Source organism: Microvirga ossetica (assembly GCF_002741015.1).
GTDB classification, from domain to species: domain Bacteria; phylum Pseudomonadota; class Alphaproteobacteria; order Rhizobiales; family Beijerinckiaceae; genus Microvirga; species Microvirga ossetica.
This window is the reverse complement of record NZ_CP016617.1, coordinates 1,130,943-1,145,985: the sequence shown is the minus strand read 5'-3', so window position 1 is coordinate 1,145,985 and position 15,043 is coordinate 1,130,943. Positions and strand designations below refer to the sequence as shown.

Below are 15,043 nucleotides of genomic sequence, written 5' to 3'. Positions count from 1 at the left end.
TCGGACACCCAAGATTTACAGACAACGGACTTAGCCGCTAAGCCGGTAAGTCAGACAGAGAATAGTCCTACCAACACTCTCTCTGGGATCCTGCCTTTGATTGTTACGTCACCGGAGCGGCGGCAACTCGCAAGGGACCTTGAGAGGCTCCTGCGCCAGGGTAAACTGGGAGAAGCCGAAAGCCGCCTCAATACGGCAATCGAGGTCGGCACGCTTGCCCTTCTGCTTCTCGATCAGATTCGAGCACCAGACATTTTAGCTGAGCTGCAAACAATTGACGGCGAAGATGACAATCAGTCCACGGCGTCTTTAGCTGTCGCACCAGGATCAGTGTCACTACCCGTAGCCGACTCAGACAAATCTGTTCATGTGCCACCCCGTGATGAGCTCGCGGAACTGAAAGGTGCGACAGAGCGAGAGCAGCAACGAGCTGATGCGATTTCTCGTGACCTTGCAACTACTACGGAGGAACTGCGGACGCTCCGAGCCCTTCGTGCGCAAGATGCCGCTTCTGCGGCATCAAACGCTGAACAATGGGCAGAGCTGAAAGCGTCCTTTGAGAAGGAGCGGGAGCGCGCAGATGCTGTGACGCGCGACCTTGCAGTCATGGCGGAGGAACGTCAGGCGCTCCAGAAGCTGCGGGGGAAGGATGCGATCCTAATGGCATCGAACCGCCGAGAACTACAAGAAGCGAAACAGGAGCTTGAGCGAGAACGCCAAAGGAACCATGCCACAGCCACCTTGGGTCAGAAGGGAGAACAATCATCGAGCAGCAAGATGAGTGCTCCGCTGCCGCGTGAGCCGCTAGCCCTCACAGGCCGCACTCCAGCTTCTAGCCCTGACGCGCCGACGTCAATACCAGTCCAAGTGGCGGTGGCTGTTCCGGCTAACTCGGGTGGGCTTCGCGGCACTCCAAGCGTCCTTGATACCTCAACGCTTTCACTGCAGGGGCGCACCATTCACCTGTTCGGAGTTGAAACCGATGGTAAAGCAAGCAGCACAGATGAATTGGCCCAGTATTTAGATGGTCGTGAAGTGGTTTGTGAGCCTGCTGGTCCAGCAGACGTTTACCGATGCCAAGTCGAGCAAAAGGATCTATCCACAGTCGTGTTGTTCAATGGTGGCGGGTGGGCTGCCCCGGATGCAACACCGGAACTTGTGCTTGCCGCGGGCAGAGCACGATCGGCTCGCGTCGGAGTGTGGAGCAAGTAGCCTGGTTGCCTCATGCTGGTGTTGTCATGTCTGGAGTAAGGTGGAGATTGGTTGAGGCGTCATGGCTCATCCTCCGATAGCCAGACAGCCTGTGCCGTCGTCGCTTCTTCCCAGCACAGCTGGCTCAGTGCCGCCGGGCATTGTCCCCAGGAGAGCGGCTGAGATATGGCTCCAAGGGCAGGTTGCTCCCTGGGCCTGGCACCGGGCGGGGCTGCCCTGCGTTGATTGTTCATGGCGAACCCTCTCAAACTCGTATCTAATCAGCCCAAGGATACCCCAGGTGTCGTCGCCTCGGCAGCTTACGCGGGTGGGCGGCGCGTGGCCGAGGTGCCCATCGACGAAGCCGGGGAATGGTCGCGCAAGCCCGGGCATGTGGTCTGGATCGGCCTGCACGAGCCCAGCCTGGAACTTCTGAGGAAAGTCCAGGGGCAGTTTGGTTTGCATGAGCTTGCCATCGAGGACGCCCTCAAGGCCCATCAGCGGCCCAAGCTCGAACAGTATGGCGAGGCGCTGTTCATCGTCGCCCGCACCGCTCAGATGGTGGACGGGCGCATCGCCTTCGGCGAGACCCACCTGTTCGTGGGGCGCGGCTACCTGGTCTCCGTCCGACACGGCGCTTCGACCTCTTACACGCCGGTGCGCGAACGCTGCGAGGCGGCCCCAACTGCGTTCTCCGAGGGCGAGGACTTCATCCTCTATGCCATTCTCGACTTCATCGTCGACAACTACATGCCGGTCATCGAGACGATCCAGGCGGAGGTCGAGGAGATCGAGGACAGCGTTCTGGGAGCAAACCCGTCCAAAGACCAGATCAGCCGGATCTATCAGCTCCGGCGGGATCTGTTGCGCCTGCGCAATGCCGCGATCCCGCTGGTGGAGGTGTGCCGGCGCCTCGAAAAGCCCGGGCTGCCAGGGATCGATGCCGCGATGTCTCCGCTCTTCCGCGACGTTTCGGACCACATCCGCCAGGTGCAAGAGGAGATCGAGTCCCTGCGCGAGGTGCTGTCGTTCACGTTCGAGACCAGTCTGATGACGGGTCAGGCGCAGCAGAACGAGATCACCCGCAAGCTGGCCGCCTGGGCCGCCATCCTGGCGGTGCCGACGGCAGTGGCCGGGCTCTACGGCATGAACTTCGACGTGCTGCCCGAGCTGCACTGGAAATACGGCTATCCCTTTGTGCTCGTGGTCATCGCCGTGGTTTGTGGATGGCAGTACTGGCGCTTCCGCCAGAAGCAGTGGCTCTAGGCAGCGATGTCAAGGCTACCCTGAGCCGCTTGCACAGGGCAGCAGCGAAGGGTTGGCCACACGGAGGGATCCCACGACTTTGGAGACCATGGAACGCGGCTCACCCGAGTCGAAGCCGGTCGCGGCTCCCCACGCGGTGACAGGGCACTGAGCCTAGAACAAAATCCTTGTCGGCGAGGGGCCTGGGGATGCTTCGCAAAGGTTGGATTGTGTCTTGCTAGATTTGCCGTCGTGGCCGCCAGATCGGACCTGACGGGTGCTAGCCTGCGTTTTCTTACTGATCATGGCCCAATGCCCCTGGACCAGCGATCCTGCTGAAAGGGAGGTGCTGATGAGACGGACAGCATATTACGTGTTCCAATCGGAAAGTGTCCCTAACCTGCGCGGCATCACCAGCGATCCGGACGGTGCGACGCTACCTGCGACGGATGGAGCTTGGATCCTCAAACGGCAGATCGCCCCGGATGAGCCCTGGGCCTTGGATATCAATCAAACCGTCGTCGAATTCGGGATCGAGGAAAATGGTTTTTACCTGTCGGGTCCGATCCTCCAGCACACCTCTCCCAAACCCGTCATCGAAAGCGATCGTGTCGAAGGCACGGCGGTGTTCGACTCTCAAGGGCATCGGATCGGCACGATCAAGCGGCTGTTGATCGAGAAGGTGAGCGGCCGGGTGGTCTACGTCGATGTGACCTTTGGGGGCTTCCTGGGCGTCGGCATCCACCATCACACCATCCCGTGGGAGAAGCTCGCCTATGACAAGCCGCTTGAGGGCTATCGCACCGACATCACCGAGGAGCAGGTCCGAGGCGCCCCCGCCTTCTACGGCGATGATCAGGTCTGGCCCGACAGGAAACGTGAGCAGGAGATGTGGGACTATTGGCGCGACTTGCCCAGACGCTGAGCCTTGGTCACGACCCTTTCCCAGGCTGGCGTCGCTCGGCACACGATGGCCCAGCGAGCTGAGAGGCCGCTTGGGCTGGTGACATGCTGACGATCTACCGTGATGAGGCCGGATCGGTGCGCGAGAGCGCCTCCCTGGAGCTACCCAGCGAGGTGATCTGGATCGACCTCCTCGATCCGTCAGACGAGGAGAAGACCTTCGTCGAGAGCCGGACCCATATCCAAGTGCCCTCGATAGACGCCCTGAGCGAGATCGAGGCCTCAAGCCGTTTGCAGGTGGACCGTGGCGTGATCTATCTCAGCATGCCCATTCTCGCCCGCAGCGACACCCCCGAGGCTTTCCTGTCGCCGGTCGGGTTCATTCTGTCGCCGACTGTGCTGGTGACGGTCCGGTTCGCCAAGCTCTCCACGTTCGACCAGGTGGCGGAGCAGATCCACCATGACCCATCCCTGGCCACACACGTCGGGGTGTATACCGCCTTACTCGAGGCGATCGTCGACCGTGGAGCGGACGTGCTGGAAGGTCTGCGCGGCGAACTCGACCAGATCTCCCACAAAGTATTCCGCGGCAACCCCACTCACCGGAGCCATACGGTCCGTTCCACCGATGCCCTGCGGATGACCTTGGGCGCCGTAGGAGCGATCGGCGAGCGTGTCTCGCAGGCACGGGATGTGCTGCTCGGGGTCGGCCGGATTGCGTCGTTTGCCGGCGATATCGGCGAGGAGTGGATCACCCCGGAATTCCGGGTGCGGCTCAGGGCCGTGTTGAAGGATGTGGCTTCGCTGAACGAATACGAGGCGCATCTCTCGGGCAAGGTGCAATTCCTGCTCGATGCGGTGCTGGGCTACATCACGATCGAGCAAAACGACCTGTTCAAGGTGCTGACCATCGCCTCGGTGGTGGGGATCCCACCGACGCTGATAGCCGGTCTTTACGGCATGAACTTCAAGTTCATGCCCGAACTCGACTGGACATGGGGCTATCCGTTCGGGTTGGCCCTGATCCTGGCCAGCGCTCTCATTCCCCTGATCTGGTTCAAGTGGCGGGGCTGGTTCTAGCCTGCGGTTCATCACCGTTCTCGACCGCAGCCTCAGGGTTGCCGTACGGGTTATGAAGATGAACCACCTTGGCGGCCCGGCGCCGCGCAACCGTGTTGAGCGCCTCGACCGCAACCGAGAAGACCATCGAGACATAGATGAAGGCATGATTGAAGTGGACGCCGAAGCCGTCGGCAACGAGCGTGGTGCCGATCATCACCAGGAATGAGAGCGCCAGCATCTTGGTGGTCGGATGGCGTTCAACGAACTCGCCAACCGGCCGCGCCGCCGCCATGAGCACAATCATGGACAGAACAACAGCAACGGCCATCACCCAGATCTCGGTCGCAAGGCCCACCGCGGTGACAATCGAGTCGATCGAGAACACGAGATTGATCACTGCGATTTGAATAACCACAGTGGCTACCTTGCCATACATCTTGGCCGTAGCTTCCCCTTCGACGCCCTCGAGATTGGCATGGATCTCCTGCACGGCCTTGTAGACCAGGAAGAGCCCACCGGCGATCAGGATCAGATCCTTGCCCGTGAAGCTCTGGCCAAAGGCCGAAAACAGCGGTTCGGTGAGGCTGAGAACCCAACCAATGGCAAAGAGCAGAACCAACCGAGGCACCAGGGCCAGGGTCATTCCGAGCTTGCGTGCGAATGGCTGCTGCGGGGCAGGCAGCTTGCCGACCAGGAGCGCGATGACGACCAAGTTGTCGACGCTGAGCACCACCTCCAGGGCGGTCAGGGTGAGAAGGCTGAGCCACACCTGAGGGTCGAACAGCGTGTTCATTGTCGTGATCTCCTCAATCTAGAAGGCCCGCAGTCTTAAGACACAAACTGGCATTTAGATGCCGCCGTCCGCGTGTCCATGTTTCGGCCGCGGTTGAGGTGGTCGTCGACCTCGGCAGCGCATCCGAGCATGCGGGCGTAGAGGAAGATCGTGAACGCGCTCGTCTCGAGAGCCTCCTGGGTCAAGGCACCGTCCCGATAGGGTTGCCACAGCATCTTGAGGAGCAGGGCTGCGATCACGGCATCGATGTTGACGCAGTACACGGTGCGCGAGACGCCGGTCTCGTACAGCGCCCTCACGAGTTCCTGGTAGTACTCATGGAAGACGTTGTATTCCTCGCGGCGCCCGAACAACTCGCGCACGAAGACCTCGCGCGGGTCATGGTTCACGGGCTTGTCCTTGAACACCGGGTGGTTCACGCCGACGTGCTAGACAATGGTGCAAAGTTTGCGATCAGCTTTGTTCATACAGTCGCTCGCGAGGCGCTTCGGCGTCACACGACAGGTCCTAAGTTAAAGCCTTCAACCGGCTCTGAACGAACCAGGCCGATGAAGGACGAGGACCGCAATGGCCAAGCTTTGCAAAAGGCGCCATCCTCTGCGCCTTGAGGTCGGCTTCGAGGTCAGACGGGGCAGTCAAGAAGTCCTGGGACGCGCCTACGAGCGCCTCCTGCCCCTGCGCACCTGTTCCCTGCCATCACGGGCGCAGGCCGCCATGTCCAAGGGAGCGTACGATGAGAACTCCGCACCTGAGAGCCGTTTCGGCACCGCAGACCCTGCAGGTCGCCCTTTACGCCCGGGTCTCTACCGACCAGCAGGCTGAGCATCACACCATCGACAGCCAATTGGCGGAACTGACCGCGCGAGCAGAGCAGGATGGCCACGACTTGCGGGATGATCTGCGGTTCATCGACAACGGCCACAGCGGCGCCAGCCTGATCCGTCCCGCGCTGGAGCATCTACGCGACCTCGTGGCACTGTCGGCGATCGACCTGATCTACGTCCATGCCCCGGATCGCCTGGCTCGCAGCTATGCGCATCAGGTTCTGCTGATCGAGGAGTTCGCCCATGCCGGCACCCAAGTCGTTTTCCTCAATCACCCGATCGGGACCACGCCCGAAGACAGCCTGCTGCTGCAACTGCAGGGTATGTTCGCCGAGTATGAGAGAGCCAAGGTGCTGGAGCGCAGCCGGCGTGGCAAGCGCCATCGCGCCCAGACCGGTGCCGTCAGCGTCCTGTCCCGTGCGCCCTTCGGCTACCGCTACATCACGCGTGAGGCTGGTGGGGGAGACGCACGCTACGAGATTGATGAGGAGGCCGCCCGGATCGTGCGCCAGATCTTCACCTGGGTCGGGCACGAACGCTTGACGCTGGCGGGGGTCTGCCGACGCCTGCACGACAGCGGACTTCCGAGTCCGACTGGGCGGCGACACTGGAGCCGGGCGATGATCCATAGCATGCTGCTCAACCCCGCCTATGCGGGACAGGCGCTTTATGGTCGCCGCCAGAGCGTGCCGTGGCGGCCGCCGCTTCATCCGCCGCGCGGCCACGATGGCCTGCCGCGACGGCCCTGGCGGCAAGTGCTCGCCACGCCCGAACGACATATCAGCATCGCGGTGCCAGCGATTGTCGGCGAAGAACTCTTTGCGAGTGTCGCCGAGCAGTTGGAGGAGAACCGCAGACGCAGTCGCGAGCGGCTTGCGGGCGTCCAGTATCTGCTGCGCGGCCTGCTGGTCTGCCAGAAGTGTGGCTATGGGTTCACCGGCCATCACCATCGCGGGCAGTGGCGCTACTATCGCTGTTGCGGCACCGACCGCAGCCGTTTCCACGGTGCGTTCCGGTGCGATGCCCGGCTGGTCGCCACGGAGTTGCTCGATGAGGCGGTGTGGACCGAGGTCTGCCGGCTGCTCGACGATCCGGCCCGGGTCATCGCGGAGTATCAGCGGCGCCTGGACGCGGTGCAGGCCACGCCGCATCGGCTCGAACTTGATGCCCTTGGCCGTCAACGGGCCAAGGCCCGCCGCGCGATCGAGCGACTGATCGACAGCTACACCGAGGGGCTGATCGAGAAGCCTGAATTCGAGCCGCGCTTGGCCGCGTTGCGCCGCCGGACAGCCCGGCTGGAAGCCGAAGCCAAGGCTCACCAGGAAGCCGATGAGCAAGTCCGCTCGCTGCACCTCGTGATTGGCAAACTCGACCTGTTTGCCGCGCTGGTGCACGATCGGCTCGCGGGGGCGGATTGGACGACAAGGCGCGACATCATCTGTACTCTCGTCAAGCGCATCGAGGTTGCCGATGATGTGGTTCGGGTGATCTTCCGGGTCGATCCTGGCGTCTCAGGTCCATCTGAGGCAGGCCGAACTTTGCACCATTGTCCAACACGTCCTCCGGAGTTTCCAGGACCTGGCCGCTGCGGCCTGGCGAGGTGCCGAACACCACGTTGCCGCCAGAGTAGGCGTGCCCGACGGGAGTGACGTCACTCGACTCGCCGCCCAGGATGTTGAGCACGCAGACCCGATCGTCGCGGGTGGCGATTTGGTCGAGCGAGCTGATGCCTACGTGATACTTGAAGCTGCCGACGCCTTGCTTGAACATTGTGTCTCCTCCAGTCTGTTTGTATCGTCAGTCCCGCTCAGGCTGCGGTCGCCAAAGGAATGCGGAGCTTCGCCGCGACCTCGTCACGTCCGCCAGCCTTCATCCAGGCATCTGCGGCACGGGCGTAGTTGATGACCTCGCTCATGTCGGAGTCGAAGCCGAAGAGGCGATACGGCAGGCCGAGAGCCTCGATTGTGTCGCGCAAGACACCCATGCCACGCACCAGATTCGGCCCGCCGCGGCCGGCCACGACGTAGAGCGGCGAGGGGCCATGCTGGCCGAAATGCTCCCGCAGGGCATCGGCCATCGCCCGGAAGGTCTCGAAGATGTCGGTGTTGTTGGACTTGCCGCCGATGATGAACAGGACGTTCGACTGCTTGAGCCAGTGCTTGAAGCAGATCTGTGCGACTTTCTTCATCTTCTCATACGGAGGGTTGCCCCCGAAGTCCGACGAGATGATTGCATCGTCGCCCAGCATCTGGGTGACGAGAGAGTTGGCGCCGCCACCGAAGGTGGGCGCCAGGATGGTGCCCTGCGGGTTGATGACGTAGACGTCACTCTGGCCCTGGTAGGTGCGGAGCTGGTTGATCTCGAGCTCGAAGTCCGAGTAGTCGGTGGCAAACAGGTGGTTGGGAAGGTTGAGCCGCTCCCAGCGCGGATCGTCGCGGTCGAAGCCGCACTTGAAGTCACACGCCACCGGGGTCAGGCGCCCGTTCCGGTCCGGCCGCATGCGGATCGGGTTGAGCTCCAGCGTGGTCATGCCGAAGTTGTGGTAGAGCTCCCACAGCTTGGGCAACTGCTGGACGAGGGGCGAGATGATCGGCTTGAGGGCGTTGAGCTCCGACAGGGCGTTGGCGACCACGAAGGCCTTGAGGCCGGTCAGCGCATCAAAGGGGATCTGGGCCACGAGGCTTTTGTCGATCTCCTCGATGTCCATGCCGCCATGGTGGGTCAGGGTCATGGTGGGAGCGCGAAAGCGGGTCGAGTCGGCAATCGAGAAGTAGACCTCGTGCTCGGCCGGGACTGCTCCCTCGAAGGTGACCCCGTTGGCCTTGGCCGCGGTCGGGCCGACCCGATGCTCGACGAAATAGAGCCGCTCCTTCTCCTTGAGCGCCGTCTTCAGGTCGGAGGCCCGACCGAGCAGCCCGGCCTTGCCCTTCTTGCCAACCCCGCCCTTGAACACCGGCTTGATGAACACGCTGCCATGGCGGTCAATGAGCGCTCGGATCTCTTCCTCGCTGGCATCGGGGCCGAGGACCTCCGAGGTCGGGAACCCGGCGAACTGAAGCAGCTTGGCTCCGTGGAGCATGCCTGTGATCTGCATCTGTATCCTCCCTTTGACAATCGCTCTCGCTGACGGCAGGTGGTCGCAGTTGGACCACCACCCTCGTCATCCTGCTACAGCCATGCGTGATGGCTCTTCGTGCGAGCCGTTTAGGAGGCCTGTCGGGCGGACCTCGAACATTCCCTTGGCGGCCTCATGGGAGTTGCGTACCCTGTGAACCTGTCATCAACCTGACAGCGGCCGTTGATGAGAGGCGAAGATGCGGATCCTGCTCGTCGAGGACACCGTGGACGTTGGAGAGGCGATCGTTGCCCGGTTCGAGCGGATCGGCCACACGGTCGACTGGGAGAAGGATGGAAGCGTGGCGGACGAGGTGTTGGAGGTTCAGGCCTACGATCTCCTGATCCTCGACGTGAACTTGCCGGCGCTCGACGGCTTCTCGATCCTCAAACGGCTCAGGCAGCGCAAATCAAAGACCCCGGTCCTCATCCTCACGGCGCGATCACAGGTCGACGACCGTGTCGATGCTCTCGATCTTGGTGCGGACGATTATCTGGTGAAGCCGTTCGATTCCCGTGAGCTGGAGGCCCGGGCCCGGGCGCTTCTTCGGCGCAGTGTCGGGGAATCCACCAACCAGCTGGTCTGCGGACAGGTGACCATTGATCGGGGCACAAGAGCTGTCGCGGTCAATGGGACCCCGATCGATCTGACCCGGCGGGAACTGACGCTGCTCGAGATCCTGGCGACACGACCAGGCCGGATCTTTGGCAAGGACGAGCTTGTCGACCAGCTGTTCGGGTTTGACGACGAGCCCAGTCCGAATGCCGTGGAACAGTATGTCGCCCGCCTGAGAAAGAAGCTGGCCGGGTCCGGCGCGGAAATCCGGACGCTGCGGGGGCTTGGCTATCAGATCGTGTGCCAATGATCAGGCCGGGTCGCTCCCTCTACTCACGCATTATTCTGATCATCGCTGTCGTCTTCGCTGCAGGGTCCGTCGCGCTGGGAACGGCAGCGTGGTTCTACGCTCGCATTGCCGCCGATGATGCCTATGACCGTCTCCTGGTGGGAGCCGCCCTCCAGATCGCAGAGAGCATCTATGCCCAAGAAGGGGCGATATCTGTCGATCCTCCGGTCTCGGCCTTCGAGACCCTCTCCCTCTCGGTCAACGACCGCATCTTCTACAAGGTTGTCGACCCACGTGGGGAGGTTCTCACGGGATACGATGATCTGGCCCCGGCCGGGTCCTTTGCCGACGCGCGCGAACCCCTGATCTCTGATGGCGAATACCGCGGCTTTCCGGTGCGTGTCGCCGTCGTCGGCCGGCTCGTCTCAGATCCAGTGGCGCCCGGCTGGACCCACGTTATCGTGGCTCAAACGCGTGAGGCTCGTGCCAGCCTCACGCGAGACCTGACGCTCAAGGCTCTGCTGTTGGTGTTCGCCATGACCAGCTTGGCCTTCATGGGCGTCCTGTTCGCTGTTCGACGAGCCCTGGAGCCCTTGACCCGCGTGGAGCGGGAGCTGCGATCGCGCGACCCCAAGGATCTGACCCCGCTCGATCTTGAGATCCCCCGCGAGATCCAAACGCTCGTGTTCACGATCAACCGCTTTATGGATCGGCTCTCCGGCCGGATTGCTCTGATGCAGCGGTTCATTGCGGACGCGGCGCACCAGATTCGAACCCCTCTGGCGGGACTGGCGTCGCAAGTGGATCTCCTCACCGAAGAGACCCGGCCTGAGCGCCGCGAACAGCAACTCAACAGAGTCAGGGAGCGAACCGCCGAACTCGGCCGCCTGACAAACCAGCTGCTGAACCATGCCATGATCATCCACCGGGCCGAGATCGCAGAATTTGATACCATCGATCTCGCTGTCCTCGCGCGGCAAATGCTGATCAATGCGGTTCCCCTGTCGCTCGATCGTGACGTGGACATCTCCTTCAAGGAGCCACCTGACCCCGTTCTCATGCGAGGAGATGCCGTCAGCCTGCGCGAAGCCCTGTCGAACCTGATCCACAATGCGCTCAAGCACGGGGCGGAGACACGCCTGGAGGTTCGCGTTTTTGCGGAGGACGACGCCGCCATCGTCGAAGTGGTCGATGACGGGCCAGGGATCCCAGTATCCGAATGGCAGCAGGTCCGGGAACCCTTCCATACAAAGAGCGCCACCGGCTCCGGCTTGGGCTTGTCCATCGCAGGAGACGTCGTTCGTGCGCATGGGGGTGAACTTCGGTTTCGCGAGCGCTCGGAGGATGGATTTGCAGTCATCCTGCACTTCAGGAGACTGCGTGATGCTCCGAAGCCGCCCGACAGCGGAGATGCACTTTGAACCCGAGAATAAAGGCTGCCCTGGTTGCTATCTGGGTTCTCATTGGAATGTGGCCTGGCCCAATCACAGCGGCTGGGAACACGGTTTTTCCAGCTCCGGGCGGGGAGCAGATGACCCTGTCGGTTCATGGTGCGACGGATCTTGCTGCCATGGAACCGTTGATCCGTGACTTCCAGGACCTGTCGCCGAACGTGACGGTCGAATACAACGAGTACCTGACCAATGATCTGTTCAGCAAGGCGACCACCGAGTGCAATGCAACGCACGGAACGATGGATCTGGTCCTCTCATCGTCTGTCGACCATTTGGTCAAACTCGTCAACGATGGCTGCGCTGTAAGCTATCGGTCCCCCATAACCCTTCAGCTGCCGCCTTGGACGAGATGGCGCGATGAAGTCTTCGGCTTCACGTTTGAACCGGCGGTCATCGTGTACAATCGTGACCTTGTCCCGCCTGAGGACGTACGGCGAACCAGAGCGGAACTCATCGATCTTCTCCGGACAAAGCCCGAGAAATACAATGGGAAGGTCGGCACCTACGATATCTCCCAAACCGGAGTCGGATATCTCTTTGCGTCCTATGACGCGCACGGCACGACCACCTTCGGGCGACTCCTTGAGGCGTTCGGGCGAGCAGGGCTGGTGGCAAGTTGTTGCACGACGGATCTCGTGTCCGACCTGACTTCCGGGCGTCTTGCCATTGGCTATAACCTGATCGGATCCTATGCCGTGGGTGCCGTAAGGCGCGGTGCCCACTTGGCCATCGTCATTCCGCGCGACTACACGGTTGTCCTCAGTCGTGCAGTGTTCATCCCCCAGTTCTCAAAAAATCCGGTGAGCGCCTTCCGGTTTTTGGAGTACCTGCTCTCGGAAAGAGGCCAGAGGAAGAGCCGCGAGGCCTCATTCTTCTTCAGTTTTGAGGGAGCTCTTCCGGAGGAGGTCGACGGTCCGCTCTGGCTTGCCTCATCAGGGCTTCTGCGGCCGATCACCATTGGGCCTGAATTGCTGGCCGTTCAGGATCGCGCCAAGCGCCAGCGGTTCCTGAGCGAATGGCGCCGTTCCACTCACATCGAGCCCGAGAATCAATAGATCAACGATCCAGGGTGCTCACCAAGTTAGCTGGGTGGGATCGGGCGCGGGCGGGAGCCGCTGTCGATTGCCACGAAGATAAAAACTGCCTCCGTGACCTTGATCTGTTCATCACCGTCGCGCGAGCGGCGCCACGCCTCAACCTTGAACGTCATCGACGTGCGGCCGACGGACATCAGATCCGCATATACGGAGACCTCGTCACCGACATGTACCGGACTGTGGAAGGCCATGCCGTCGACTGCGACGGTGGCGCAGCGGCCGCGCGCCCGTCGCGCGGCTGCATTGCCGGCGGCAAGATCCATCTGCGCCATCAGCCAGCCCCCGAAGATGTCGCCCGCCGGGTTCGTGTCGGAGGGCATCGCGATGGTCCGGATCACCGCTTCGCGAATGGGTGGCGTTGTCGTTTCCACGGGCTTGACCTCCTGCCATTGAAAGCGCTTGCGAGACGCGCCAGACCTTTACTGTGTTCAGATAGGGCATCCTCGACTCCTGAGGTGGGGCCGAGGATGCTGCGGTCGGATCAGTCCTCGACGGCTTTGAAGCGTCCGAGACTTTTGAGGGCGAAAGGTGCGACGAGGGCGATCAGCGCGATGACGAGGAGCGTCGCCGAGATCGGGCTCTGGAGAAGCACCATCGGATCGCCGAGGCTGATCGAGAGGGCGCGACGCAGCTGGCTCTCGGCGACAGGTCCCAGAATGAGGCCCACGACCACCGGGGCGATGGGGAAGTCAAACCGCCGCATCAGGAAGCCGAGCACGCCGAAGATCGTCAGCATGACGAGTTCGACCGGCGACGGGTTGGCCGCGATGGTGCCCATGGTGGCGAAGACCAGGATGCCGGCATAGAGCCAGGGCTGCGGGATCGCGAGCAGCTTCACCCACAGACCGACGAGCGGCAGGTTCAGCACCAGCAGCATGACATTGGCGATGAACAGGCTGGCGATCAGGCCCCACACCAGGTCCGGCTTTTCGGCAAACAGTAGCGGTCCGGGATTGAGACCGTATTGCTGGAAGCCGGCCAGCATCATGGCGGCGGTGGCGGAGGTCGGGAGGCCAAGCGTCAGCAGCGGCACGAGGGTGCCGGCGGCGGACGCATTGTTGGCAGCTTCCGGACCGGCCACGCCCTCGATGGCGCCCTTGCCGAATTCCTCGGGATGCTTGGTCAGCCGCTTCTCGGTCGCGTAGGACAGGAAGGTCGGGATCTCCGCGCCGCCGGCGGGAAGCGCGCCGATGGGGAACCCGAAGGCCGTTCCGCGCAGCCACGGCTTCCACGAGCGCTTCCAGTCCTCCTTGGTCATCCAGAGAGAGCCGCGGACGGCCTCCAACTTCTCCTCGTGCACGTGCCGGCGCGAGGCGACGTAGAGCGCTTCGCCGACCGCGAAGAGACCGACGGCGAGCGTCGTCACCTCGATGTTGTCGTAGAGCTCCGGCACGCCGAAGCTCAGGCGCGACTGGCCCGAGAGGATGTCGATACCCACAAGGCCCAGCAGCAATCCAATGAACAGGCTGGTGAGGCCGCGCACGGGGGAATCGCCGAAGGTGGCCGAGACGGTGACGAAGGCCACGCACATGAGGGCGAAGTAGTCCTCGGGGCCAAAGCTCACGGCGATGTCGACGAGATAGGGGGCGAGCAGCGCTAGGCCCAGCGTCGCGAAAGTACCCGCCACGAAGGAGCCGATGGCCGCCGTGGCCAGCGCCGGGCCGCCGCGGCCGGCCTTGGCCATCAGGTTGCCTTCGAGCGCCGTCGCCATGGAGGCGCTCTCTCCAGGGGTGTTGATCAGGATCGCAGTGGTCGAGCCGCCATACATGCCGCCGTAATAGATGCCGGCGAACATGATGATCGAGCCTGCCGGATCGAGCTTGAAGGTGATCGGCAGGAGCAGGGCCACGGTCAGGGCCGGGCCGATGCCGGGCAGAACGCCGACGGCGGTGCCGAGCAGGACGCCGATGAGGGCGAAGAGCAGGTTCATCGGCTGGATCGCGACGGACAGGCCGTTGGCGAGAGAGACGAAGGCTTCCATGGCGGGCCTCAGAAAAGCCGCTCGAGCGGCCCTGCCGGGAGCGACAGGGTCAGGAGCTTGGCGAAGAGCAGGTAGATGATGACGGCGAGCACAGCCCCGATCAGCAGATCTATCAGGAAGGCCTTTCGTCCGAACGCCGCAGACGTCGTGGCGAACAGGATGGCAGTGCCGATCATGAAGCCGCCGCCAATCGCGATGAGAGTGATCAGGGCCACGAGCCCGCCGAGGATCAGGATGATCGGCCTCCAGTCGAGGCTGTCGCGGGCCGGCAGGTCGCCCCGGACGGCGCTGATCCCATTCCCTATGGCCAGCAGGGCAAGGCCGGCTGAAACAATCACCGGCATGGCCTTTGGGCCGACATCGTAGGGGGACAGAAGCTGAAGCTTGGTCATGTCCCACCAGACCAGAGCCGATAGCAGCAACAGCCCGCCGGCAATCACGAGTCCGGCGACGTCCAGGCGCGTGCGGCGTTGTATACTGGACATTGATACCTGTTGGACTTTGGACATTGGCATCTCCGCGATTCATGCGATT

At 62.4% G+C, this 15,043-nt stretch carries 13 protein-coding genes and 2 pseudogenes; 8 read left to right on the top strand and 7 right to left on the bottom strand.

What is annotated here, in order from left to right; all coding sequences use genetic code 11:
- Positions 1–96: 96 nt before the first annotated feature.
- The 4 genes from BB934_RS47700 to BB934_RS33505 all read left to right on the top strand — a co-directional run bounded on the left by BB934_RS47700 (position 97) and on the right by BB934_RS33505 (position 4,419).
- A complete protein-coding gene (locus BB934_RS47700) occupies positions 97–1,212 on the top strand; it encodes a thermonuclease family protein (protein WP_157934473.1) in 1,116 nt (371 codons plus the stop codon).
- Positions 1,213–1,443: 231 nt separating this feature from the next.
- A complete protein-coding gene (gene corA, locus BB934_RS33515; protein WP_099514121.1) occupies positions 1,444–2,457 on the top strand; it encodes a magnesium/cobalt transporter CorA in 1,014 nt (337 codons plus the stop codon).
- A gap of 331 nt (positions 2,458–2,788) precedes the next feature.
- On the top strand, positions 2,789–3,361 hold the full coding sequence (locus tag BB934_RS33510) for a PRC-barrel domain-containing protein (protein WP_099514120.1): 573 nt from the start codon (positions 2,789–2,791) through the stop codon (positions 3,359–3,361).
- 83 nt (positions 3,362–3,444) lie between these two features.
- Positions 3,445–4,419 carry a magnesium transporter CorA family protein gene (locus tag BB934_RS33505; protein ID WP_099514119.1) on the top strand — a complete coding sequence of 325 codons (975 nt, stop codon included), beginning with the start codon at positions 3,445–3,447 and terminating at the stop codon, positions 4,417–4,419.
- Here BB934_RS33505 and BB934_RS33500 read toward each other — a convergent pair.
- Both BB934_RS33500 and BB934_RS33495 read right to left on the bottom strand, forming a co-directional pair.
- Positions 4,397–5,194, bottom strand: a complete 798-nt coding sequence (locus tag BB934_RS33500) for a TerC family protein (protein ID WP_099514118.1) — start codon at positions 5,192–5,194, stop codon at positions 4,397–4,399. The genes BB934_RS33505 and BB934_RS33500 overlap by 23 nt on opposite strands.
- Before the next feature lie 35 nt (positions 5,195–5,229).
- Positions 5,230–5,616: pseudogene (locus BB934_RS33495) on the bottom strand (citrate synthase family protein); the annotation flags it as partial.
- 311 nt (positions 5,617–5,927) lie between these two features.
- Here BB934_RS33495 and BB934_RS33490 point away from each other — a divergent pair.
- A complete protein-coding gene (locus tag BB934_RS33490) occupies positions 5,928–7,667 on the top strand; it encodes a recombinase family protein (RefSeq protein ID WP_099514117.1) in 1,740 nt (579 codons plus the stop codon).
- On the opposite strand, the pseudogene BB934_RS51170 reads toward BB934_RS33490, so the two are convergent.
- Positions 7,582–7,788, bottom strand: a pseudogene (locus tag BB934_RS51170) (hypothetical protein); the annotation flags it as partial. The gene BB934_RS33490 and the pseudogene BB934_RS51170 overlap by 86 nt on opposite strands.
- A gap of 37 nt (positions 7,789–7,825) precedes the next feature.
- Positions 7,826–9,112, bottom strand: a complete 1,287-nt coding sequence (locus BB934_RS33485; RefSeq protein WP_099514116.1) for an ATP citrate lyase citrate-binding domain-containing protein — start codon at positions 9,110–9,112, stop codon at positions 7,826–7,828.
- A 220-nt stretch (positions 9,113–9,332) separates the two neighbouring features.
- Here BB934_RS33485 and BB934_RS33480 point away from each other — a divergent pair, with 220 nt between their 5' ends.
- The 3 genes from BB934_RS33480 (at position 9,333) to BB934_RS33470 (ending at position 12,486) form a co-directional block, all read left to right on the top strand.
- A complete protein-coding gene (locus BB934_RS33480) occupies positions 9,333–9,998 on the top strand; it encodes a response regulator transcription factor (RefSeq protein ID WP_099514115.1) in 666 nt (221 codons plus the stop codon).
- Positions 9,995–11,398 (top strand): sensor histidine kinase, encoded by a 1,404-nt coding sequence (locus BB934_RS33475; protein ID WP_099514114.1) that lies wholly within the window; start codon positions 9,995–9,997, stop codon positions 11,396–11,398. Before BB934_RS33480 ends, BB934_RS33475 begins: the two co-directional genes overlap by 4 nt.
- Before the next feature lie 110 nt (positions 11,399–11,508).
- On the top strand, positions 11,509–12,486 hold the full coding sequence (locus BB934_RS33470; RefSeq protein ID WP_157934472.1) for an ABC transporter substrate-binding protein: 978 nt from the start codon (positions 11,509–11,511) through the stop codon (positions 12,484–12,486).
- Positions 12,487–12,512: 26 nt separating this feature from the next.
- On the opposite strand, the gene BB934_RS33465 is transcribed toward BB934_RS33470, so the two are convergent.
- The 3 genes from BB934_RS33465 to BB934_RS33455 all read right to left on the bottom strand — a co-directional run bounded on the left by BB934_RS33465 (position 12,513) and on the right by BB934_RS33455 (position 14,994).
- Positions 12,513–12,848 carry an acyl-CoA thioesterase gene (locus tag BB934_RS33465; protein WP_099514323.1) on the bottom strand — a complete coding sequence of 112 codons (336 nt, stop codon included), beginning with the start codon at positions 12,846–12,848 and terminating at the stop codon, positions 12,513–12,515.
- Positions 12,849–13,009: 161 nt separating this feature from the next.
- On the bottom strand, positions 13,010–14,509 hold the full coding sequence (locus BB934_RS33460; RefSeq protein ID WP_099514112.1) for a tripartite tricarboxylate transporter permease: 1,500 nt from the start codon (positions 14,507–14,509) through the stop codon (positions 13,010–13,012).
- Between the two features lie 8 nt (positions 14,510–14,517).
- A complete protein-coding gene (locus BB934_RS33455) occupies positions 14,518–14,994 on the bottom strand; it encodes a tripartite tricarboxylate transporter TctB family protein (protein WP_099514111.1) in 477 nt (158 codons plus the stop codon).
- Positions 14,995–15,043: the final 49 nt, after the last annotated feature.